Raw genomic sequence first — 23795 nt, 5'->3', positions numbered from 1 at the left:
TCTGCAACTGAACCACCGCCATCGCAGGCAAGCCAGCTCCCACAGTTAATCCTGTTGCTTCAGTTGGAGACGTCAGCAATGGCTTGAGCCAGCAACGTCAAGCGCGTCGCATCAACCCCAGCCACGTTAGCCCGCCCCGAACTGACCATATACACACTGTGCTTCTCGCGTAGTTGCTTGACCTGCTTGGCACTCAAGCCGGTATAGGAAAACATCCCACGCTGCGCGCCGATATGTGCGAATTTCTCGGCCAGACCATGGGGCACAAGCGCTTCCACCAACCCGGAACGCAAATGGGCGATCCGCGAACGCATGGCCTCGACTTCCTCGCTCCACTGCTTTTTCAGCTGTGCATCACCGAGGATGGTCGCCACCACGGCGGCACCGTGATCCGGCGGTGTCGACCACAGGTTGCGAGCGATATTCGCCAGTTGGCTGCGTACATCGGTGAGCTTTTCGGCATCCGCCGCACAGACGATCAATGCACCCACGCGGTCGCGATACAGGCCGAAGTTCTTCGAGCAGGAGCTGGTGATCAGCACTTCCGGCAGCTCGGTGGCAAACAGGCGTACCGCCCAGGCGTCCTGCTCCAGGCCATCGCCAAAGCCCTGGTAGGCAAAGTCGATCAGTGGCAGCAACTGGCGTTCCCGCACGATCTGCAACACCTGGCGCCAGTCATCCTGGGACAGGTCAAAGCCGGTCGGGTTATGGCAGCACGCGTGCAGCAATACCACGTCGCCCTTGGGCACGCTGGACAGGGTTGCCAGCATCGCCGTCACATCCAGGCGGTTGTCGCTGCCCACGTAAGGGTAATGGCTGACCTTGAGCCCGGCCTTGGCAAAAATGGTTTCGTGGATCGGCCAGGTCGGGTTGCTCAGCCACACGCCACGGCCCGGCAGGCTGTGGGCGATAAAGTCGGCACTCAAGCGCAGGGCGCCGGTGCCGCCTGGGGTTTGCGTGGCGCCAGCGCGGCGGTCACGCAGCAAGGCCGAGTCGGCGCCGAGCACCAGTTGGCTGATCAGGGTGCCGAAGGCTGCATCGCCATGGCCACCGATATAGGTCTTGGTCACTTGCGTGTCGACCAGGCGCTGTTCCGCCAGCTTCACCGAGTGAGGAATCGGCGTGAGGCCTTGGTCGTCCTTGTAGACACCTACGCCCAGGTCGAACTTGTTCGGGTTGGCGTCCTGGGTATACAGGTCCATCAGCCCGAGGATCGGGTCGCCGGGCACGCGGTCGATGGCATCGAAATGCATTACTTGCGGCCCTCGGCGGTCTTGGCCACTTCGTCGGTGCGCGCGGCCATGATGAAGTCGTTGCGGTGCAGGCCCTTGATGGAGTGGCTCCACCAGGTCACGGTGACTTTGCCCCACTCGGTGAGCAGGCCTGGGTGATGGCCTTCGGCTTCGGAGATTTCACCCATGGCGTTGGTGAAGGCCAGGGCGAATTTGAAGTTCTTGAACAGGAAAACCTTTTCCAGCTGCATCACGCCGTCGCGCACTTCGATGTTCCAGTCAGGGATCTGCTTGATCAGCACCGGCAGTTCTTCATCGCTGACTTGCGGGGCATCGGCGCGGCAGGCTTCGCAGTGGGCTTGGTTCAAGGTGGTCATGGAAGGTGTCCTGAATTCGAATGATTGAAGGTCAGTGGCGTTACCCTAAAGCAACGCGGGGCCAGGGAACAGACTCACCTGGCCTTAAAACGCAAGGTTCACGCGGCTTTGGGCTTGGGTGGGAATTTCGGTGCGTGCAGACCCAACTGCATACCGCGCTCCACCATACCCATGATGTCCTCCTGCGCCACGTCGAACAGGCGCTTGAGCTCGGGCAATACGAAGTACAAAGGTTGCAGGATGTCGATGCGATAGGGGGTGCGCATCGCTTCCAGCGGATCAAAGGCCTGGTGCTCGGGCTCGTCCGACAGGCAATACACACTTTCTTTAGGCGACGACAGAATGCCGCCACCGTAGATACGCCGGCCCTGGGGCGTGTCCACCAGGCCGAACTCGATAGTCATCCAGTACAGGCGCGCCAGGTACACCCGTTGCTCCTTGGTGGCCGCCAGGCCGAGCTTGCCGTAGGTGTGGGTGAATTCAGCGAACCAGGGGTTGGTCAGCAGCGGGCAGTGGCCAAAGATCTCGTGAAAAATATCCGGCTCTTGCAGGTAGTCCAATTCTTCACGGGTGCGAATAAAAGTCGCCACCGGAAACTGCTTGCTGGCCAGTAATTCAAAAAAGGTCTGGAAGGGGATCAGCGCCGGCACGCGGGCGACTTGCCAGCCGGTGGTGTCGGCCAGCACCTTGTTGATTTCGCCCAACTGGGGAATGCGGTCCAGAGGCAGGCCGAGCTTGTCGATACCGTCCAGGTATTCCTGGCAGGCGCGGCCCTCGATCACTTTCAATTGGCGAGTGATCAGGGTGTTCCACACCGCATGTTCTTCTGGCGGGTAGTGGATAAAACCTTGCGCATCGGGCTCGCGGGCCACGTAGTGCGTCTGCTTCATACGGCTCTCCTGCTAGGCATTCGTTCTTGTTATGTCCTGGGATGCTCCTATTGATAACCGGATAGGCGCCGGATTCCATCAGCCTTAACGGACTGGTGTAGGAAAAATTACCGATTATCGTAAAGTATTCGTTACGACAGGCCCGCTCGTCGCAGCTATGGGCTGGGAAAAGCCACCGCGCTGTCACATAATCTTGACGACTATCTGCGCCCAGCGACAAAAAGCCGCGGCGTCTACTCCCTTTTCGAGTCTTTCCATGCGTATCAAAGTGCACTGCCAAAACCGCATCGGCATCCTGCGGGACATCCTCAACCTGCTGGTGGAGTACGGCGTCAACGTCGCCAAGGGCGAAGTCGGCGGCGAGCACGGCAATGCCATCTACCTGTTCTGCCCCAACCTGGTGAACATGCAGTTCCAGGCGTTGCGCCCGCAGTTCGAGGCGATTGCCGGAGTGTTCGGGGTCAAGCGGGTAGGGCTGATGCCCAGCGAGCGGCGGCATATGGAACTCAACGCATTGCTCGGCGCCCTGGAATTCCCGGTGCTGTCCATTGATATGGGCGGCTCCATCGTGGCCGCCAACCGTGCGGCGGCGCAGTTGCTTGGCGTACGGGTAGATGAAGTGCCGGGGATTCCCCTGTCGCGTTACGCCGAGGATTTCGACCTTCCGGAACTGGTGCGCGCCAGCAAATCGCGAATCAATGGCCTGCGGGTCAAGGTCAAGGGTGACGTATTTCTGGCGGACATCGCGCCCCTGCAATCCTCCGAGCACGATGACAGTGAAGCCATGGCCGGCGCCGTGCTCACCCTGCACCGTGCCGACCGGGTCGGTGAGCGTATCTATAACGTGCGCAAGCAAGAGCTGCGCGGTTTCGACAGCATCTTCCAGAGCTCCAAGGTCATGGCCGCAGTGGTGCGTGAAGCGCGGCGCATGGCGCCGCTGGATGCGCCACTATTAATAGAAGGCGAAACCGGCACCGGCAAGGAGCTGTTGGCCCGGGCCTGCCACTTGGCCAGCCCGCGGGGGCAGTCGCCGTTGATGGCGCTCAACTGCGCGGGGTTGCCCGAGTCGATGGCCGAGACCGAACTGTTTGGTTATGGCCCCGGCGCATTTGAAGGGGCGCGGGCGGAAGGTAAGTTGGGCCTGCTTGAGCTGACGGCGGGCGGTACCTTGTTTCTGGATGGCGTGGGAGAAATGAGCGCGCGCTTGCAGGTCAAGCTGCTGCGCTTTCTGCAGGACGGTTGTTTTCGCCGGGTGGGCAGTGATGAAGAGGTGTACCTGGACGTGCGGGTGATCTGCGCGACCCAGGTAGATTTGTCGGAACTCTGCGCCCGGGGTGAGTTTCGTCAGGACCTTTATCATCGGCTGAATGTGCTGTCGTTGCATATCCCGCCGTTGCGCGAATGCCTGGATGGCCTTGCGCCGTTGGTCGAGCACTTTCTCGACCAGGCCAGCCGGCAGATCGGTTGCCCACTGCCCAAGCTGGCACCTGCGGCCATGGACAAGCTCAGCCACTACCATTGGCCGGGCAATGTGCGGCAGCTGGAAAACGTGCTGTTCCAGGCGGTGTCGTTGTGTGAGGGCGGTACGGTCAAGGTTGAGCATATTCGGTTGCCGGATTATGGCGTGCGTCAGCCGCTGGGCGATTTTTCCCTGGAGGGTAGCCTGGAGGATATCGTCGGGCGCTTTGAGAAGGCGGTGTTGGAAAGCCTGTACGCCGAACACCCGAGCAGTCGCCAGTTGGGCAAGCGCCTGGGGGTGTCGCACACCACCATTGCCAACAAACTGCGTGATTACGAAGTGCTCAAGGCCGATAAATAGTTCGCTGATTCAACGCTCCCACATTTGATCTTTGTCGTTTTCCAGGCCGGTGTTTGCCGCAGGCGGCAGTAGTCCGCCGTTTTTTCGACTGTTTCTCCCTTCACTTCTTTCAGCTACTCCACGAAACCCCTGCCCCGCCTGGACTTTAGCCTCTTTTAAAAAGTTGGTTCGCAAATTGCTTAAGCCTCCTCAGTACAGCGGTGGGCGGCAAGCGTCCGTCAGAAAGAGGATAGAGCGTGGACAAGTACCTTTATGTGGCAATGACCGGCGCCAGCCAGAATGCACTGGCGCAGAAGGCCCATGCCAACAATCTGGCGAACATTTCCACCAACGGCTTCCAGCGCGACCTGGAACAGGCGCGTTCGATGCCGGTGTTCGGTGACAGCTTTCCGGCGCGGGCGTTTGCCATGACCGAACGTCCGGCTACCGACTTTTCACCGGGCGCGATGATCGAAACCGGCCGCGACTTGGACGTAGCCGTCAGCGGCGACGGCTGGATGGCGGTGCAGACCCCCGATGGCGGCGAAGCCTACGTGCGCAGCGCCAGCATGAACGTGGATGCCCTGGGCGTGCTGCGGGCCGGCAACGGTATGCCGATCATGGGCAACGGTGGCCCGATCGCCGTGCCGCCCCAGCAGAAAATCGAAGTGGGTTCGGACGGCACCATCAGTATCCGCGCCATGGGCGAAGGCCCGCGGGTGATGGCGGAAGTGGACCGTATCAAGATGGTCCAGCCTGACCTCAAGAACATGACCAAGGGCCTGGACGGCACCATCCACACCAAGGATGGCCAACCGGCCCAGGCTGACGCGAACGTGCGGCTGACCTCGGGTTTCCTGCAGGCGAGCAACGTCAATGCCGTGGAAGAAATGACCGCAGTGCTGGCGCTGGCCAAGCAGTTCGAGCTGCATATCAAGATGATGAACAGCGCTAAAGAAGACGACCAGGCCATGACGCGCGTCATGCAGATGAGCTGATTCAAGCCCATTAACTAATTTGCAACGCAGCGCCAACCATCCGGCGCACGAAGGAGAACAGCATGCTTCCGGCTCTATGGGTTGCCAAGACAGGCCTGTCCGCCCAGGACACCAACCTGACGACCATTTCCAACAACCTGGCAAACGTGTCGACCACGGGCTTCAAACGTGACCGCGCCGAGTTCCAGGACTTGCTCTATCAGATCAAGAAGCAACCGGGCGCCCAATCGACCCAGGACAGCGAGCTGCCGTCGGGCCTGCAACTGGGTACCGGTGTGCAGATCGTCGGCACCCAGAAAAACTTCAGCGCCGGCAACCTGCAGCAAACCGGCCAGCCCCTGGACATGGCGATCAACGGCCGGGGCTTTTTTCAAGTGCTGCAACCGGATGGCACCACTTCTTACACCCGTGACGGCACCTTCCACCTGGACTCCAACGGCCAGATCGTGACCGCCAACGGTTTCGCCCTGGAGCCTGCTGTCGTGGTGCCGCCCGACGCCAAGACCTTCACCGTCGGCAACGACGGCACCGTGTCCATCACTGTCGCTGGCAACCCGGCATCCCAGGTGATCGGCAACCTGCAAACCGCCGACTTCATCAACCCGGCCGGCCTGCAGGCCATGGGCAACAACCTGTTCCTGGAAACCGCCTCCAGTGGCGCGCCGCAAATCGGCACCCCTGGCTTGAACGGCTTCGGCACCACGCTGCAAAGCACCCTGGAAACCTCCAACGTCAGCACCGTTGAGGAGATGGTCAACATGATCACCACCCAGCGCGCCTACGAGATGAACTCCAAGGTGATTTCCACCGCCGACCAGATGCTTTCGTTCGTTACGCAGAATCTGTAATCAAGTCTATGGGGCGCCCTTGAGGGTGCCTGCAACACCGTGAGGTTAGGGTCATGAATCGCTATGTTTGTGTGTTGGCATTGAGTGGGATCGCCGTGCTTGCGGGCTGTGTCGCCCCCACGCCAAAGCCCAATGACCCGTACTACGCGCCGGTGTTGCCACGCACACCGCTGCCTGCGGCGGCCAACAATGGCTCGATCTACCAGGCCGGTTTCGAGCAGAACCTGTACAGCGACCGCAAGGCGTTCCGGGTCGGTGACATCATCACCATCACCCTGAACGAGAAGACCCAGGCCAGCAAGAACGCCAACTCGCAGATCGGCAAGAACAGCAAGACCAGCATCGGCCTGACCTCGCTGTTCGGCGGCGGCCTGAACACCAATAACCCGCTGGGCGGTGGTGACCTGAGCCTGGACGCCGGCTACAGCGGCGACCGCGCCACCAACGGCAAGAGCGCGGCCGGGCAGGGCAACAGCCTGACCGGTTCGATCACCGTGACCGTCGCCGATGTATTGCCCAACGGCATCATTGCCGTGCGCGGTGAAAAGTGGATGACCCTCAACACCGGCGACGAGCTGGTGCGCATCGCCGGCATGGTCCGCGCCGATGACATCTCCACCGACAACACCGTGCCGTCGACGCGCATTGCCGATGCACGCATTACCTACTCGGGCACCGGCTCGTTTGCCGATGCGAGCCAGCCGGGCTGGTTCGACCGCTTCTTCCTCAGCCCGCTGTTCCCTTTCTAGGTGGCCATTTTGAAGTTCAAACAGCTGATGGCGATGGCGCTTTTGCTGGCCTTGAGTGCTGTGGCCCAGGCCGAGCGCCTGAAGGACATCGCCAGTATTTCCGGCGTGCGCTCCAACCAGTTGATCGGCTATGGCCTGGTCGTGGGGCTCAACGGCACGGGTGACCAGACCACCCAGACGCCGTTCACCCTGCAAACCTTCAATAACATGCTCTCCCAGTTCGGCATCAAGGTACCGCCAGGCTCGGGCAACGTGCAGTTGAAGAACGTCGCGGCGGTGTCGATCAGCGCCGATCTGCCCGCGTTCGCCAAGCCGGGGCAGGTGGTGGACATTACCGTGTCGTCCATGGGTAACTCCAAGAGCCTGCGCGGCGGCACCTTGCTGATGACGCCGCTCAAAGGTATCGACGGCAACGTCTACGCCATCGCCCAGGGCAACCTGGTGGTCGGCGGTTTTGACGCCGAAGGCCGCGACGGCTCGAAGATCACCGTCAACGTGCCGTCGGCCGGGCGTATCCCCGGTGGCGCCACGGTTGAACGCACCGTGCCGAGTGGTTTCAACCAGGGCAACAGCCTGACCCTGAACCTCAACCGCTCCGACTTCACCACCGCCAAGCGCGTGGTCGACAAGATCAACGACATGCTCGGCCCTGGCGTGGCCCAGGCCATCGACGGCGGCTCGGTTCGCGTCACTGCGCCTTTGGACCCAAGCCAGCGCGTGGACTACCTGTCGATTCTGGAAAACCTTGAAGTGGACCCCGGCCAGGCCGTGGCGAAAGTCATCATCAACTCGCGCACCGGCACCATCGTGATCGGCCAGAACGTCAAGGTCTCGCCAGCGGCGGTAACCCACGGCAGCCTGACGGTGACCATCACCGAAGACCCGATCGTCAGCCAGCCTGGGCCGTTGTCCGGTGGCCAGACTGCCGTTGTCCCACGCTCGCGGGTCAATGCCCAGCAAGAAGCCAAGCCGATGTTCAAGTTCGGCCCCGGCACCACCCTGGATGAGATTGTCCGCGCGGTGAACCAGGTGGGCGCTGCGCCCGGCGACTTGATGGCGATCCTCGAAGCTTTGAAGCAGGCCGGCGCGTTGCAAGCCGACCTGATCGTGATCTGAGGCCATGGCCATGGATATGCGCAAGAGCGGTATCAGCAGCACGGCGGACTCGGGGTCTTACTCCGACCTGAATCGGCTTAACCAGCTCAAGGTCGGTGACGACAAAAACAGCGAAGGCAACCTGCGCAAAGTGGCGCAGGAATTCGAGTCGCTGTTTTTGAACGAGATGCTCAAGTCCATGCGTTCGGCCACCGAGGCCCTGGGCAAGGACAACCCGCTGAACACCCCGGCCGCCAAGCAATACCAGGAAATGTACGACCAGCAACTGGCGGTGTCGATGTCCCGCGAAGGTGGCGGTATCGGCCTGGCCGATGTGCTGATGCGCCAGATGCAGAAGAACAAGCCGGTTGAGGCTCAGGCCGCCACCTTGCAAGGCCCGGCGGCGGATGCGCCGGTGAAGAAAGTCGATGTGCCGACCGAGATTGCCGCCGGTACCCAGGCCGAAGGCCCGTTGGGCCGCTCCAATGGACAGCGGCCTTTGTGGGCGTATCGCGTGGCCGTGCCTGAGGGCGCCAGCACCCATGCCAACGACATGGAACTGATGAACCAGCGTCGTATCGCCTTGCCCAGCAAGCTGGCCGACCGCCTGCTGGCGGGTATCGTGCCGAACGCTCCGGTCGAAGCCAAATCCGCGCCCCTGCGTAACAGCGCTGCCGACGACACGGTCATCAACAGCAGCACGCGTAGCTTTGCCGTGCCGAGCGGGCGCATGCAGGTGTATGGCCGCGCCATTGCCCAGCCACCGCTGGCGCCGGCCAAGAAAGCCTTCAGCTCCCAGGATGAATTTGTCGCCACCATGTTGCCGATGGCCAAGGCCGCTGCCGCACGGATTGGTATCGACCCCAAGTACCTGGTGGCCCAGGCGGCACTGGAAACCGGTTGGGGCAAATCAGTCATGCGTGCCGAAGACGGCAGCAGCAGCCACAACCTGTTCGGCATCAAGGCCGGGCAGAGCTGGCAGGGTGGTCAGGCCCGGGCGATCACCAGCGAGTTTCGCGATGGGGCGATGGTCAAGGAAACGGCGCAATTCCGTTCCTACAGCTCCTACCAGGACAGCTTCCACGACCTCGTGACCCTGCTGCAAAGCCATGATCGCTATAAAGAAGTTGTGAAATCAGCCGACAACCCGGAACAGTTTGTACGCGAGTTGCAAAAAGCCGGTTATGCAACCGACCCGGATTACGCCAGCAAGATTTCGCAGATCGCAAAAAACATGAACAGTTACCAGAACTACGCTGCCGCTGGCGCAACCACACATTTATAAGGTCTGAACCATGAGTTTGCTCAGTATCGGGATGTCAGGGCTCAATGCCGCTCAAGGATCGTTGTCGGTCTTGAGTAATAACATCGCCAACGCCAACACCTCGGGTTATTCGCGCCAGCAGACCACGCAAAATGCGAGTGCCAACAACCCCTACGGCGGTGTGTACATTGGCAGCGGCACCACGCTGGCGGATGTGCGTCGGGTCTATAACGAGTTCCTGGATGCGGCCTACCAGAACAGCACGGCGCTCAATAACGATGCCAAGGCTTATTCCAGCCAGGCCAGCGCCATCGACAAGACCTTGTCGGACAAGACAACCGGCATGTCTTCGGTGCTCAGCGCGTTTTTTGCCGCTGTGCAGACCTCCGCGGCCAACCCCAGCGACGTGTCTGCCCGGCAAGTGCTGCTGACCAGCGCCCAGACCCTGAGTAACCGTTTCAACGCCATCTCCAGCCAATTGACTCAACAGAAAGAGTCGATCAATGGCCAGTTGAGCACCATGAGTGACCAGGTCAACCAGTTGACCTCCTCGATTGCTTCGCTCAACAAGCAGATCACCCAGGCCCAGGGCTCAAGCAACAGCGCCCCGGCCAACCTGCTGGATGCCCGTAACGAGGCGGTGCGCTCGCTCAATGAACTGGTGGGTGTGACCACCAGTGAACAGAATGGTGTGTTCAGCGTCAGCACCGGCACGGGCCAATCCCTGGTATTGGGCGACCGGTCCAACACCCTCTCGGCAGTGCCGAGCGCTAGCGACCCAAGCCAGTACACCATTGCGCTCAATGCTGGCGGCGGTACGGCGATCGACCTGGGCAACGTGCTCAGTGGGGGCAGCATCGGCGGCCTGTTGCGTTATCGCAGTGATGCCCTGATGCCGGCCATCAATGACCTGGGGCGTATTGCCCTGGCGACAGCCGATACCATCAACAGCCAACTGGGGCAGGGCCTGGACTTGAACGGTGACTTCGGCTCATCGCTGTTCAAGGACATCAACAGCGCGGCGGCCATTGCCCAGCGCAGTCAGGGCGCGCTGGGCAACAGCACGGGCTCCGGCAATTTGAATGTGACCATTGCGGACACCAGCAAGCTGTCGACCTACGACTATAAAGTGACCTTTACCAGCGGCAACAACTACACGGTGGTGCGCTCCGACGGCAAGGCCATGGGCGCGTTCGACACCAATACCGCGCCGCCGCCGGTGATCGATGGCTTCACCCTGGCGTTGGATGGCAAGGGGCCGATGGCGGCGGGCGATAGCTTCAAAGTCAGCCCTACCGCCAGCGGTGCGACCAACATCGGCACGACTTTGACGGACGCCAATAAAATCGCGTTCGCCGGGCCATTGCTGGGCGAGGGCAGCAAGACCAACCAGGGTACCGGCACTTTTACACCGCCGACCCTGACCCTGCCTATCGATATTCATGGTGGCGCCGATACCGCGCAACTGCGTACCGGCATTGAGCACTCGATGCCTGTGAAGATGGTATTCGGCAAGCCGGCCGCCGACGGCACCCAGGGCTACACGCTCAACGATGCCCAGGGCAACCCGATTGGCACCGGTACCATCGTGCCGGGCCAAGGCAACAAAATCACGGTCGATGTACCGATGCGGGATGCCAACGGCACGCTACTGGTGCCGGCCAAAAGTTTCAAGTTCGATACCACGGTCGCCGGGTCGCCCGCCGCTGGCGACAGCACCACGTTTTCCTTCAACGCCTCGGGCAAGTCGGATAACCGTAACGCCCAGGCGTTGCTCGACCTGCAAACCAAAGCCACCGTCGGCCTGTCCGATGGCAGTGGCGGCGGAGTGAGCCTGGTGGCGGCCAACAGTCGCCTGGTGTCGACCGTCGGGGCCAAGGCCGCGTCGGCCAATACCGACACCACGGCCACGGGCGCCTTGCTCAAGGCCAACCAGGATGCGCGCAACTCCGTGTCCCAGGTCAACCTCGATGAAGAGGCGGGCGACATGATCAAATTCCAGCAGTACTACACCGCCTCGTCGCAGATCATCAAGGCTGCGCAAGAAACCTTCAGCACGCTGATCAATAGTCTTTAAGGGAGTCTGGGACGATGCGTATTTCCACTGCACAGTATTTTGAAACCAGTGCCGCCAAGTACACGGACAACTATTCCAGCGTTGTGAAGGCCCAGGAGCAGGCCAGTTCCGGTGTGCGCGTGCAAACCGCAGCGGATGACCCGGTGGCGGCGGCGAGGTTGTTGTTGCTGCAACAGCAGAAGGACATGCTCGGGCAGTTCAACGGCAATATCACCAGTTTGAAGAACTCGTTGACCAACGAGGAAAGCGTATTGGGTGCAATCAACGAGGCACTGCAGGCGGCCAGTACCTTGGCCATTGAAGCGGGCGGTTCGCGCAGCGATGCCGACCGCAAGTCGATTGCCGGCCAGATCGGTGCGCTTGAAGACCAGGTGCTGGGCTTGCTTAACAGCAAGGATTCCTCGGGCAACTATCTGTTTTCCGGCTCCAAGACCTCGACGCCGCCCTATAGCCGTAACAGCGACGGCACCTACACCTATCAGGGTGATGAAACGCCGCTGAGCCTGCAGGTTTCCGATTCCCTGAGAGTCAGTGCCGGTGACACCGGCAAGAGCATCATGGACGGTGCCGTTAACTCGGGCCGCACCCAGGCGACCTGGATCGCACCTGCAATCGTGCCGCCGGCGACGGCGCCAGTGCCCAATGATCATAAAGTCTCAGTGTCGGCCGGCCTGGTGACTTCAGGCTCGGATTACACGAATAAATTCGCCGATGGCGAGCCTTACAAGCTGACCTTTACCAGCAGCACTCAGTACAAGGTCTCCGACAAGAACGGCAACGACATCACGTCGGAAATTCCTGGCAACGGCACCTTTGATTCCACCAAGGAAGGCGGCTCCACCGTGAGCCTGCGCGGCGTGAATTTTGATATTGCGGTGGATCTCAAGGATATGGCGACGGGGCCGGACGCCGATGCGCTGGTCAAGGACCGTTCGTTCACCCTGGCCGCCAAGCCCGACACCTTCAGTGTTTCGCGCACGCCCAGTAATACCTCCACTGCGCAGCTGACGAATGCGCAGGTGAGCAACCCGGCCACCTATGCCAGTACGTTCCCGGCTAACAGCGGGGCGGTGATCAAGTTCACCAGTGGTACGGCGTATGAAGTCTATGCCCAGCCCTACAGTGCCGACAGCAAAGCGATCGCCACCGGCGACACCGGTGGCGGTACGACCGTGACGGCAGCAGGCGTGACCTTTGACGTCAGCGGCACACCGCAAGCCGGCGATCAGTTTGCGGTCGCTGCCAGCACGGCCAAGACCCAGAACGCGCTGGATACCCTGAGCCAACTGCGCAAGGCGCTGGAGCAACCGGCCGACGGCAACCCGGCGGCGATGGTCAAGCTCAAGGATGCGCTCGACGCTTCCATCAGTAATTTTGCCAATTCACGTGCCCAGGTCGACAACGTGCGCGGTTCCATCGGGGCCCGCGAAGCTGCACTGGATATCCAGTCGGCGGAAAACATCAGTATCGGCACTGCAAACAAAAGCACCATGAGCGATCTGGCGAACATTGACATGGGCGAGGCGGCGATCAACCTCACGTTGCAGCAAACCATGTTGCAGGCCTCGCAACTGGCGTTCGTTAAAATCTCCCAGCTGAACCTGTTCAGCCGCATGTAATCGTCGCAATGAACAACGGCCTCCCCTGGCGACAGGGGAGGCCGTTGTCGTTTCTGGCCTGGAAATGTTGCCGGTTTTTGCACAAAGCGCGCAAAATTGAGTGACCTGTGAGTCATAAAGCGCATCTTCACTGTATCGTGTGAAAAGGATAAGTCGTCACAGGGCCTTTATCGGGCGGCTTTCAGCGAGATTTTCATGGGGTTATCCCCTTTATTGTCAGCACTCCCGGCGTAGTCCGAGGGGTGTTCTCCAGCTATTTAGTATTGGGAAGCCACAATGATTGGCATAAAAAGCATCGCCAGTTACGTGCCGGCAGACGGGATCGATAACTACGCCCAGGGTGCCAAATTCGCCAAGGATGAAGAGTTCATCATCGGCAAGATCGGTTCGGCGTTCCTGCCGCGCAAGGAAGCTGCACAGGAGACTTCCGACCTGTGCGTCGAAGCAGTCAATGCATTGTTTGCCAACAACCCGGATTTGAAGCGCGAGTCCATCGACGCGCTGATCGTCGTCACCCAGAACGGCGATGAAGAGGGCTTGCCCCACACCGCCGCCATCGTCCAGGACAAATTGGGCCTGCCGACTCACGTTGCCGCTTTCGATATTTCCCTGGGCTGCTCCGGCTACGTGTACGGCATCTACGCGATGAAAGGCTTCATGGAAGCCGCCGGCCTGAAAAACGGCCTGCTGATCACCGCCGACCCGTATTCCAAGATCGTCGACCCGGAAGACCGCAACACCACCATGCTGTTCGGTGATGCCGCCACCGCCACCTGGATGGGCGAGGACGCGCCGTGGTTGCTGGGCAAATCCAAGTTCGGTACCGACGGTTCCGGCGCGCCGCACTTGAAGGTCAGCGATGGTGTGTTCTTCATGAACGGCCGCCAGGTGTTCAACTTCGCCTTGCTCAAGGTGCCGGCACACTTGCACGAACTGCTCAATGAGTCGGACCTCAAGGCAGATGACATTGATGCGTTCTGCATCCACCAGGGCAGCGCGGCCATCGTCGACGCCGTGGCGCGCCGCTTTGAAGAAGCGCCGGTGGACAAGTTCATCAAGGACATGGTCGAGACCGGCAATACCGTGTCATCGAGCATTCCGTTGCTGCTGGAAAAGCACGTGATGGACGCCACCTGGAAGCGCGTGGCAATCAGCGGCTTTGGTGTGGGGCTGTCGTGGGGCTCGGCGATTCTCTATCGTCCGTGATGCTTTAGCGGCTTCATGAAAAACGCCGATGATCGAATGATCATCGGCGTTTTTTTTGCGCCCCCTTTTTAGGAGCGAGCTTGCTCGCGAAGAACCTGAGGGCGCCGCGTGCATTCTGAATGCCCGCGTCATCGTTAACGTTCTTCGCGAGCAAGCTCGCTCCTACCTGGGGGGGCGTCTTGAAGGCGGAGTTTTGGCGCCAGTAACCCGTGATTACTGGCGTTTCACGCCTCTATAAGCCGTTGAAATACAAGGGCTGGCACAGGGCTAGTAAAAAAAATCAAAAAAACCCTCAAGCAACCGGCTACCACGACGATAACTATTACGTAGGTTCTCAGGCCACACCCGGCGGTTGCCAGGGCCGGAAGCCGCAGTATCCATCCAACGAGGATTTCGTCATGGCTTTAACAGTAAACACCAACATTGCTTCCATCACGACTCAGGGCAACCTGAACAAAGCTGGCGGCGCCCTGGCCACTTCCATGCAGCGCCTGTCTTCCGGCCTGCGTATCAACAGCGCTAAAGACGACGCTGCCGGCCTGCAGATCGCTAACCGCCTGACCAGCCAAATCAACGGCCTGGGCCAAGCTGTAAAAAACGTGAACGACGGCATCTCCATCGCTCAGACCGCTGAAGGCGCGATGCAGGCTTCGACCGACATCCTGCAAAAAATGCGTACCCTGGCCCTGTCCTCGGCTACCGGCTCCCTGAGCGCCGACGACCGTAAGTCGAACAACGACGAATACCAGGCCCTGACTTCGGAACTGACCCGTATCTCGCAAACCACTACTTTCGGTGGCCAGAAGCTGCTGGACGGTTCGTACGGTACCAAGGCTATCCAGGTTGGCGCCAACGCCAACGAAACTATCAACCTGAGCCTGGAAAACGTTGCGGCTAACAACATTGGTTCGCAGCAGATTAAAACTGCTGCCCTGGCCCCTAGCCCAACTGGTCTGGCTGCTGGTTCCATCGCCGTCACTGGTAACGGTCAGTCCGCTAACGTGGATATCAAGGCAGGTGCTTCGGCCAAGACCATCGCCGCCGGCTTGAATGGCGCGATCGGTGGTTTGAGCGCTACTGCAAGCACTGAGGTCAAGCTGTCCGTTGACGAGACGCTGACCAAGGGCACCCCAGCGATCGCTGCCGATCCCACCGCGACTCCTCCAGTTGTAGCTGTACCTGCCGTTGCCGGTAAGCCCGCCAATTTTGAAATCAGCGTTGGTGGTGCTTCAGTCAAGATGGTAGGTGTCACCGACACCGCCAGCCTGGCCGATCAGTTGAAATCCAACGCTGCCAAACTGGGCATCAGCGTTAACTACGATGAAGCCAAGGGCACCCTGGAAGTCAAATCCGATTCCGGTGAAAACATCGCTTTCAAAAGCACTGATGCGGATGCTGCTGCTGTCTCCATCAACATCAAAGATGGCGCTGGCAAATATGCAGCTGCTGACACCAAGCTGACCGCCACCGCTGGTGCTGACCTGATTGCTACTGGCCAGGTTTCGCTGGACTCCGCCAAGGGCTACTCCCTGGCCAACGGCGCTACCGGTACTTCGGTAACCACTCTGTTCGGCGCTGCCCAAGTATCTTCGGAGAAGACTTCCGTCGCTGAAACGAACGTGAACGATGCCTACAACGCTCAGAACGCCATTGCGATTCTGGACAAGGCCATCGGCACCATCGACAGCGTACGTTCGGGCCTGGGTGCTACCCAGAACCGTCTGACTACCACTGCAGACAACCTGCAGAACATTCAGAAGAACTCCACCGCTGCACGCTCCACCGTTCAGGACGTCGACTTCGCTTCCGAAACCGCCGAACTGACCAAGCAACAAACCCTGCAGTCGGCTTCCACCGCGATCCTGTCGCAGGCTAACCAGCTGCCATCCGCTGTACTGAAACTGCTTCAGTAATCAGCGCGCTTGGTAACTAACGGAAGGGCGCGTTTACGTGCCCTTCCGTTTTTTCGGTTTAGAGGAGATTGGACATGGACATGAGTGTAAAGCTGAACCAGTCTTATCCGCCGGTTGCCCCTCAAGGCGCGCCTCCCAAGGTGACTGCCGATCAAAGCAGCAGCAAGGCCCAGGAAGTGGCGGCAACCGGCAAAGAGCCTGAGCGCGCGGACCTGGAAAAAGCAGTAACCGACATTCGCGAATTCGTCCAGGCTGCCCAGCGCAGCCTGGATTTTTCCATTGACGATTCGACCCACCGGGTCGTGGTCAAGGTCATCGCCACCGACAGTGGTGAAGTGATCCGTCAGATTCCGTCGGAAACGGCGTTGAAACTGGCACAGAATCTTTCCAGCGCAAGCAACGTGTTGTTTGACGACAAGGTGTGAGCTGGCATGAAATTTGTTGCTGTCAGGTCTTGAGGCGTAATAAGTCAAGATAACGGCAGCCACCGAACAGGAGATACGAAGATGGCGGGTACAACCGTAAGTGGTATTGGTTCGAATATCGACACGCAAAAGATTGTGCAGTCTTTGGTGGACGCCGAAAAGGTGCCCAAGCAGACGCAGATCAATACCGCGTCTCAGAAGGCGACCACCACGCTGTCTTCGATCGGCAAGATTCAGGCCGCCCTGGATGCATTCCGTGGCGCTCTCGACAATATGACTGCCAGCTCCAGCTTCACGGGTTTGACCGGCTCATCTTCGGATGAAAAAGTTGCGACCATGACTGCGAGCAATACAGCCTCCAACGGCAGCTTCCGGCTGATCGTGAACCAGTTGGCGCAGCCTTCGAAGCTATCGAGCAAAATCTTCACCGGTGGTGCCAACAGCGTGGTCAACGCTACCGACAAGCCAACGACCCTAACAATCAGTCAGTCGGGCAAGAGTTACGACGTTAATATCCCGGCTGGAGCAACGTTGCAGCAGGTGCGCGATTCGATCAACACCCAATTCGGCACCTCCGGGTTGAGCGCCAACATCCAGACCGACTCCAATGGTTCGCGTCTGATCCTGACGTCGACCACTATGGGCACTGGTTCGGATCTGAAGTTGTCGGGTAATTCGGGGCTGGATGTCGGCTCGACGGTTATCGACGAGCCCAAGGACGCGCTGTACAGCATCGATGGTGTTGCATCTGTCTCCAAATCCAACAACATCGAGGGTGCGCTCAGCGGGGTAAATATCAAGCTGGTCTCGGTATCCGCACTAAAGACTGCGGGCGACACTTCTCCGACGCCTGAGCGTAATGCGACGCTCATCACTGTCAGTACCAACAACACCGCGCTCAAGTCTGGCGTTAAGGGTTTCATCGACACCTATAACGCCCTGATCACGGCAATGAACGCCGAAACCAAGGTCACCAAGAACCTGGACGGCAGCACCACGGCCGCTGCCCTGACTGGCGACTCCACCATGCGCTCGCTGCAGGCGGCGATCCGCAATGAGTTCAATACCATTTCCGGTACCGGTCAGTTCAAGTCCCTGGCGCAATTTGGCGTCAGCACCAGCTCTACTACCGGTTTGCTGTCAATGGATGACAAAAAGTGGGACGCTGCAGTGAAGACCAATGCGGCCGACATCAACAGTATGTTCGCTGGCAAGAATGGCATGTTGGCGCGCATGAAAAGTGCAACGGATGACTTTGCCAAAGCCACCACCGGGGTGTTGGCGACACGTTCCACTTCCTTGTCCGATAGCCTCAAGGACATCGCAAAGCAACAGGACACCCTGAATCAGCGCATGGAACTGCTGACCAACAGCCTCTCCGCCAAATACAACGCCATGGACACCCTGGTTGCCCAACTGCGCCAGCAAAGCACCAGCGTCATGACCACGCTCAATGCCTTGAACAACCCTAAAACCAATAACTGATCGCCACTCACGCAAAAGGCCAGGCAACCTGCCTGGCCTTTTCGTACCGAAAGACGACCGGTGTTAAAGCTTTTTGCGGCCCAGTCGACATATTGGTTACTAGAATCCTTTTCGCTGTCGCCTGTCACGAGGTAGAAACATGAACCCTATGCGAGCCCTTCGCCAATACCAGAAGGTCAATTCCCACGCACAGATCTCCGAAGCCAGCCCGCATCGCCTGGTGCAGATGCTGATGGAAGGCGGCCTGGATCGCATGTCCCAGGCCAAGGGCGCCCTGGCGCGTGGTGACATCGCACAGAAGGGCTTGATGCTCGGCAAGGCCATCGACATCGTTATCGGGCTGCGCGATGGCCTGGATGCTGAAAAGAGTGATAACCCGGCTTATGTTCAGCAGTTGGAAAGCCTTTATGTGTACATGACCAACCGGTTGATGGAGGCTAACCAACAAAACGACGCCGAGATCATCGACGAAGTCGCTCGCTTGATGATTACCGTAAAAGAAGGCTGGGATGCTATCGGCGCGCCACAAGGCGCAGCAGAATAAGGCCACGGGCCTTGAGGAACTCGTCATGAGCCACGCACTGCAACGCATTGATGAAACCCGTGAAGCCCTGGTCGACGCGCTGGCTGCGCGCAACTGGGATGCCATCAGCGAGCTCGACCTGGGCTGCCGCAGTGTGATCGATCAGGTGCTGAGCGAAGCGCCGGTGGATGAGGATGCGCTGCGTGGAAAGCTGGAAAGCCTGTTGGCGGTTTACCAGCAGTTGCTTGAGGTGACGACCGGCGAGCGCCAGGCGATTTTCGAAGAGATGTCGCAGATCAACCAAGCGAAAAATGCGTCAAAGGTTTACCATCTGTTCGGTTGAAAGGGCGCAGTTAATCCGAACGGCGCGTCATATATTTGACTATGCCATCATTTTTGACTTAACTAGTGCTGTTTTCAGATTTCAGACGTCTAGAAGGTAAGAAATCTTACAGACGTCTTGATTGCCCTCATTCCGGGGCAGGAAGTTTTACTAGGGAAGTTGCTATTGCATGTGGCGTGAAACCAAAATTCTGCTGATCGATGACGATAGCGTCCGCCGCCGCGATTTAGCGGTGATTTTAAATTTTCTCGGTGAAGAAAATTTGCCCTGCGGCAGCCACGATTGGCAGCAGGCGGTCAGCTCGTTGTCGTCGAGCCGTGAAGTCATTTGTGTATTGATCGGGACGGTAAACGCTCCTGGCGCAGTTCTGGGCCTGTTAAAGACACTGTCTACCTGGGATGAGTTCCTTCCGGTGTTGCTAATGGGCGATATTTCTTCCGTGGACCTGCCGGAAGACCAGCGCCGCCGCGTGCTATCCAACCTGGAAATGCCGCCCAGCTACAGCAAATTGCTCGATTCCCTGCACCGTGCCCAGGTCTATCGCGAGATGTACGACCAGGCCCGCGAGCGCGGCCGTCACCGTGAACCCAACCTGTTCCGCAGCCTGGTCGGCACCAGCCGCGCCATCCAGCACGTGCGCCAGATGATGCAGCAAGTGGCCGACACCGACGCCAGCGTGCTGATCCTCGGCGAGTCGGGCACCGGCAAGGAAGTGGTCGCGCGCAACCTGCACTATCACTCCAAGCGTCGCGACGGGCCCTTTGTGCCGGTCAACTGCGGGGCGATCCCGGCCGAGCTGCTGGAAAGCGAATTGTTCGGCCACGAGAAGGGCGCCTTTACCGGGGCGATCACCAGCCGTGCCGGGCGCTTTGAGCTGGCCAATGGCGGCACCCTGTTCCTCGACGAAATCGGCGACATGCCGTTGCCGATGCAGGTCAAGCTGCTGCGCGTATTGCAGGAACGCACCTTCGAGCGCGTGGGCAGCAACAAGACCCAGAGCGTGGACGTGCGCATCATTGCCGCCACCCACAAGAACCTCGAAAGCATGATCGAGGTCGGCAGCTTCCGCGAAGACCTGTACTACCGCCTCAACGTATTCCCCATCGAGATGGCCCCGCTGCGCGAGCGCGTGGAAGACATCCCGTTGCTGATGAACGAACTGATCTCGCGCATGGAGCACGAGAAGCGCGGCTCCATTCGTTTCAACTCCGCGGCAATCATGTCCCTGTGCCGCCACGGCTGGCCGGGCAACGTCCGCGAGCTGGCCAACCTGGTGGAGCGCATGGCGATCATGCATCCGTACGGGGTGATCGGCGTGGTCGAGTTGCCGAAGAAATTCCGCTACGTCGACGACGAGGACGAGCAGATGGACAGCCTGCGCAGCGACATGGAAGAGCGCGTGGCAATCAACGGCCATACTCCAGACTTTGGCGCTAGCGCGATGTTGCCGCCCGAAGGACTGGATCTCAAGGACTACCTCGGCAACCTGGAGCAAGGCCTGATCCAACAGGCGCTGGACGATGCCAACGGCATCGTCGCCCGTGCCGCCGAGCGCCTGCGTATCCGTCGCACCACCCTGGTGGAGAAGATGCGCAAGTACGGGATGAGCCGCAAAGAAGGTGATGAACAGGCGGATGATTGACGCCTGTTTTTCAACTACTTGATTTATAGGTAGATTTTTTTCGGCACGGGTATTGCTACAGCCCTCGCAACGTTCCGTTTAACTGACGGTCAGCCAAGCGAGAGAGCATCATGCCCCACGCCGCCCAACTATCTTCGGCCCCTGCCATCCAGGGGCTGGTTTCGCCTGTAGAACCGCCGACCCGCCAGGGCCTGGAGCACGCGCTCTCGCAGTTCAACCAGATGTCGAACCAGCTGACCGACTCCTACAGCCTGCTTGAGGCCCGGGTTTCCGAGCTTAAAGGCGAACTGGCGGTCGTCAGCGCCCAGCGAATGCAGGAGCTGGCCGAGAAAGAACGCCTGGCCAACCGTCTGCAAAACCTGCTGGACCTGTTGCCCGGTGGCGTGATCGTCATCGACGACCAAGGCCGCGTTCGCGAAGCCAACCCGGCGGCCTGCGACCTGCTTGGCTTGCCGCTGGAAGGCGAGCTGTGGCGTGAAGTTATCACCCGCTGTTTCGCCCCCCGTGAAGACGACGGCCACGAAGTCTCCCTCAAGGACGGGCGCCGGCTGTCCATTGCGACCCGTTCCCTGGACGCCGAGCCGGGCCAGCTTGTGCTGCTCAATGACCTGACAGAAACCCGGCACCTGCAAGATCAGTTGGCTCGCCATGAGCGGCTGTCGTCCCTGGGGCGGATGGTCGCTTCCTTGGCGCATCAGATTCGTACGCCGTTGTCGGCGGCATTGATCTACGCCAGCCATTTGACTGACGAGCAATTACCAGCGGCCACCCACCAACGCTTTGCCGGGCGCCTCAAGGAGCGCCTGCATGAGTTGGAACACCAAGTACGTGACATGCTGGTATTTGCCCGCGGCGAACTGCCGCTGACCGATCGCGTTACCCCTGCCGGTTTGATGCAGTCGCTGCAAGCGGCAGCGGCGACCCATGTGCAGGAGGCCAACCTGCGCTGGCAGTGCGACAGCCACCAGTGCGAATTGCTGTGCAACCGCGACACCCTGGTGGGCGCGCTGCTCAACCTGATCGAAAACGCTACCCAGGCCAGTGGCCCCGGGGCGCGCCTGAAAGTGCACCTGTATAGCCGCGGACAAACCCTGCGCCTGTGCGTCAGCGACAGCGGCAGCGGTATCGCCCCGCAGGTGCTGCAGCGCCTGGGCGAGCCGTTTTTTACCACCAAGACCAACGGCACTGGCCTGGGCCTGACCGTGGTCAAGGCAGTGGCCCGTGCCCATCAGGGACAATTGCAGCTGCGTTCGCGCCTGGGGCGTGGCACCTGTGCATTGATGACCTTGCCGCTGTTTTCCAGCGCGGCAAGCGCGGAGTAAGAGGATGATGGCTATCAAGGTTTTATTGGTGGAAGACGATCGCGCCCTGCGTGAAGCATTGGCTGACACGCTGCTGTTGGCGGGCCATGACTACCGTGCGGTCGGCTCTGCCGAGGAAGCCTTGGAGGCGGTCGAGCAGGAAACCTTCAGCCTGGTGGTCAGCGACGTCAACATGCCCGGCATGGACGGCCACCAATTGCTCGGCCTGCTGCGGGTGCGCCAGCCGCAACTGCCGGTGCTGCTGATGACCGCCCATGGCGCGGTGGAGCGGGCGGTGGATGCCATGCGTCAGGGCGCGGCGGATTACCTGGTCAAGCCGTTCGAACCCAAGGCGTTGATCGAACTGGTCGCCCGGCATGCCCTGGGCGTAATGCCCGCAGCCGACGGCGATGGCCCGATTGCCTTTGAGCCGGCCAGCGCGCAATTGCTGGAACTGGCGGCGCGGGTGGCGCGCAGTGATTCCACTGTGCTGATTTCCGGCGAGTCCGGCACCGGTAAAGAAGTGCTGGCGCGTTATATCCACCAGCAATCGGGCCGTGCCAAACAACCATTCATTGCGATCAACTGCGCGGCGATCCCCGACAACATGCTGGAAGCCACCTTGTTTGGCCATGAAAAGGGCTCGTTCACCGGCGCCATCGCGGCCCAGGCCGGCAAGTTCGAACAAGCCGACGGCGGCACCATTCTGCTCGACGAAATCTCGGAAATGCCCCTGGGCCTGCAAGCCAAGTTGCTGCGGGTATTGCAGGAGCGTGAAGTGGAGCGTGTGGGCGCACGCAAGCCGATCCAGTTGGATATCCGCGTGGTTGCCACCACCAACCGCGACCTGGCGGGTGAAGTGGCGGCGGGGCGCTTCCGTGAAGACCTGTTCTACCGGTTGTCGGTGTTCCCGCTGGCCTGGCGCCCATTGCGTGAGCGCCCGGCGGATATCATTCCCCTGGCCGAGCGCCTGCTGAACAACCACGTCAAAAAAATGAAGCATGCCCAGGCGCGTTTATCGCCCGAGGCACAGGCCTGCCTGGTCAGTTACCCATGGCCGGGCAACGTGCGCGAGCTGGACAACGCGATCCAGCGTGCGCTGATTTTGCAGCAGGGCGGTTTGATCCAGCCCCAGGATTTCTGCCTGGCCATGGGCAATGGCGCTGCGCCGTTGCCGAGCCTGGCCCCGGCTCCAGTGGTCGCCGAGGCGGAATCAGCCGGTGCCCTGGGCGATGACCTGCGCCGCCGTGAATTCCAGATGATCATCGACACCCTGCGCGCCGAGCGTGGCCGCCGCAAAGAAGCGGCCGAACGCCTGGGCATCAGCCCGCGTACCTTGCGCTACAAGCTGGCGCAGATGCGCGACGCCGGTATGGATGTGGAAGCCTATCTTTTCGCCACATGACCTCGCGCCCATACCGTTTTTTTGTAGGAGCGAGCTTGCTCGCGAAAAACGTCAACGATAACGCGTGCTTCCTGGATGCTCGCGGCGTCCATGAGTTCTTCGCGAGCAAGCTCGCTCCTACCAAAAACGTGCGGTAACAAGTTCGACAAGCTTTGTCGCCTTTTCTTACGAGTTGCTCCAGAGCTGGCACCCTTGTTGCTACCACCCCTAGTAACCGCTGCGTAGTGTCAAAAAATTGCGGGTCGTCGGAGAGAGAAGGTCATGAGCCAGGGTATTGAGTTCAATCGGTTGATGTTGGATATGCGCGCCATGCAAATGGATGCCATGGCTCAACCGAAATCCGTCGCGCCAGCGCCGGAATTGGGCCAAAGCAATTTTGCCGACATGCTCGGTCAGGCAATCAATAAAGTCAGCGATACCCAGCAGGCGTCCAGCCAGTTGGCGACGGCCTTCGAGATCGGTAAAAGCGGCGTGGACCTCACCGATGTGATGGTCGCCTCGCAAAAGGCCAGTGTGTCCTTCCAAGCCTTGACCCAAGTACGTAACAAGCTGGTTCAGGCGTATCAAGACATCATGCAGATGCCGGTTTAAGGACGAGATTTAAG

General features: G+C 59.9%; 21 protein-coding genes. 18 read left to right on the top strand and 3 right to left on the bottom strand.

Going from position 1 to position 23795, the window contains the following annotated elements:
• Window positions 1-59: 59 nt before the first annotated feature.
• The 3 genes from AC1RAC_RS23440 to phhA form a co-directional block, all read right to left on the bottom strand.
• The gene (locus AC1RAC_RS23440; protein WP_492617028.1) at window positions 60-1253 is read right to left on the bottom strand and encodes an amino acid aminotransferase; all 1194 of its coding nucleotides are present in this window, start codon (window positions 1251-1253) and stop codon (window positions 60-62) included.
• The gene (locus AC1RAC_RS23435; RefSeq protein ID WP_003192995.1) at window positions 1253-1609 is read right to left on the bottom strand and encodes a 4a-hydroxytetrahydrobiopterin dehydratase; all 357 of its coding nucleotides are present in this window, start codon (window positions 1607-1609) and stop codon (window positions 1253-1255) included. Before AC1RAC_RS23435 ends, AC1RAC_RS23440 begins: the two co-directional genes overlap by 1 nt.
• Before the next feature lie 98 nt (window positions 1610-1707).
• Entirely contained in the window at window positions 1708-2499 is a 792-nt protein-coding gene (phhA, locus tag AC1RAC_RS23430; protein ID WP_003192992.1) for a phenylalanine 4-monooxygenase, read from the bottom strand.
• 256 nt (window positions 2500-2755) lie between these two features.
• Between phhA and AC1RAC_RS23425 the strand changes: the two genes are divergently transcribed.
• The 18 genes from AC1RAC_RS23425 to fliE all read left to right on the top strand — a co-directional run bounded on the left by AC1RAC_RS23425 (window position 2756) and on the right by fliE (window position 23781).
• Window positions 2756-4318 (top strand): sigma-54-dependent transcriptional regulator, encoded by a 1563-nt coding sequence (locus AC1RAC_RS23425; protein ID WP_089041942.1) that lies wholly within the window; start codon window positions 2756-2758, stop codon window positions 4316-4318.
• Window positions 4319-4554: 236 nt separating this feature from the next.
• A complete protein-coding gene (locus AC1RAC_RS23420) occupies window positions 4555-5295 on the top strand; it encodes a flagellar basal body rod protein FlgF (RefSeq protein WP_003192988.1) in 741 nt (246 codons plus the stop codon).
• 62 nt (window positions 5296-5357) lie between these two features.
• Window positions 5358-6143 carry a flagellar basal-body rod protein FlgG gene (gene flgG / locus AC1RAC_RS23415; protein WP_003192986.1) on the top strand — a complete coding sequence of 262 codons (786 nt, stop codon included), beginning with the start codon at window positions 5358-5360 and terminating at the stop codon, window positions 6141-6143.
• 53 nt (window positions 6144-6196) lie between these two features.
• Window positions 6197-6892 (top strand): flagellar basal body L-ring protein FlgH, encoded by a 696-nt coding sequence (gene flgH, locus AC1RAC_RS23410; RefSeq protein ID WP_034126774.1) that lies wholly within the window; start codon window positions 6197-6199, stop codon window positions 6890-6892.
• Between the two features lie 6 nt (window positions 6893-6898).
• A complete protein-coding gene (locus AC1RAC_RS23405) occupies window positions 6899-8008 on the top strand; it encodes a flagellar basal body P-ring protein FlgI (RefSeq protein ID WP_161793221.1) in 1110 nt (369 codons plus the stop codon).
• A 4-nt stretch (window positions 8009-8012) separates the two neighbouring features.
• Window positions 8013-9272, top strand: coding sequence for a flagellar assembly peptidoglycan hydrolase FlgJ (gene flgJ, locus AC1RAC_RS23400; RefSeq protein ID WP_054898649.1), 1260 nt, complete (start codon window positions 8013-8015; stop codon window positions 9270-9272).
• 10 nt (window positions 9273-9282) lie between these two features.
• Window positions 9283-11328: a flagellar hook-associated protein FlgK gene (gene flgK, locus AC1RAC_RS23395; protein ID WP_034126776.1), complete on the top strand. Its 2046-nt coding sequence runs from the start codon at window positions 9283-9285 to the stop codon at window positions 11326-11328.
• Window positions 11329-11342: 14 nt separating this feature from the next.
• Window positions 11343-12947 carry a flagellar hook-associated protein 3 gene (locus AC1RAC_RS23390; RefSeq protein WP_492617027.1) on the top strand — a complete coding sequence of 535 codons (1605 nt, stop codon included), beginning with the start codon at window positions 11343-11345 and terminating at the stop codon, window positions 12945-12947.
• A gap of 276 nt (window positions 12948-13223) precedes the next feature.
• Window positions 13224-14153, top strand: a complete 930-nt coding sequence (locus AC1RAC_RS23385; RefSeq protein ID WP_003192977.1) for a ketoacyl-ACP synthase III — start codon at window positions 13224-13226, stop codon at window positions 14151-14153.
• Between the two features lie 398 nt (window positions 14154-14551).
• A complete protein-coding gene (locus tag AC1RAC_RS23380) occupies window positions 14552-16066 on the top strand; it encodes a flagellin N-terminal helical domain-containing protein (protein WP_197901373.1) in 1515 nt (504 codons plus the stop codon).
• Between the two features lie 74 nt (window positions 16067-16140).
• Entirely contained in the window at window positions 16141-16491 is a 351-nt protein-coding gene (locus AC1RAC_RS23375) for a flagellar protein FlaG (protein WP_034126780.1), read from the top strand.
• 81 nt (window positions 16492-16572) lie between these two features.
• Window positions 16573-17976 carry a flagellar filament capping protein FliD gene (gene fliD / locus AC1RAC_RS23370; protein ID WP_096143466.1) on the top strand — a complete coding sequence of 468 codons (1404 nt, stop codon included), beginning with the start codon at window positions 16573-16575 and terminating at the stop codon, window positions 17974-17976.
• Window positions 17977-18115: 139 nt separating this feature from the next.
• Window positions 18116-18520 carry a flagellar export chaperone FliS gene (gene fliS, locus AC1RAC_RS23365; RefSeq protein WP_054898643.1) on the top strand — a complete coding sequence of 135 codons (405 nt, stop codon included), beginning with the start codon at window positions 18116-18118 and terminating at the stop codon, window positions 18518-18520.
• A gap of 25 nt (window positions 18521-18545) precedes the next feature.
• Window positions 18546-18842, top strand: a complete 297-nt coding sequence (gene fliT / locus AC1RAC_RS23360) for a flagellar protein FliT (RefSeq protein ID WP_034126783.1) — start codon at window positions 18546-18548, stop codon at window positions 18840-18842.
• 169 nt (window positions 18843-19011) lie between these two features.
• On the top strand, window positions 19012-20484 hold the full coding sequence (locus tag AC1RAC_RS23355; protein ID WP_034126784.1) for a sigma-54 dependent transcriptional regulator: 1473 nt from the start codon (window positions 19012-19014) through the stop codon (window positions 20482-20484).
• 110 nt (window positions 20485-20594) lie between these two features.
• Window positions 20595-21806, top strand: a complete 1212-nt coding sequence (locus tag AC1RAC_RS23350; RefSeq protein ID WP_492617026.1) for a sensor histidine kinase — start codon at window positions 20595-20597, stop codon at window positions 21804-21806.
• A 7-nt stretch (window positions 21807-21813) separates the two neighbouring features.
• The gene (locus tag AC1RAC_RS23345; protein ID WP_032897832.1) at window positions 21814-23190 is read left to right on the top strand and encodes a sigma-54-dependent transcriptional regulator; all 1377 of its coding nucleotides are present in this window, start codon (window positions 21814-21816) and stop codon (window positions 23188-23190) included.
• A gap of 261 nt (window positions 23191-23451) precedes the next feature.
• Window positions 23452-23781 carry a flagellar hook-basal body complex protein FliE gene (gene fliE, locus AC1RAC_RS23340; protein ID WP_003192959.1) on the top strand — a complete coding sequence of 110 codons (330 nt, stop codon included), beginning with the start codon at window positions 23452-23454 and terminating at the stop codon, window positions 23779-23781.
• Window positions 23782-23795: the final 14 nt, after the last annotated feature.

It is taken from the genome of Pseudomonas sp. GW823-FHT02F05 (assembly GCF_058797315.1).
Note: the sequence above shows the minus strand (reverse complement) of the source record. Positions and strands in the feature narration are given on the sequence as shown.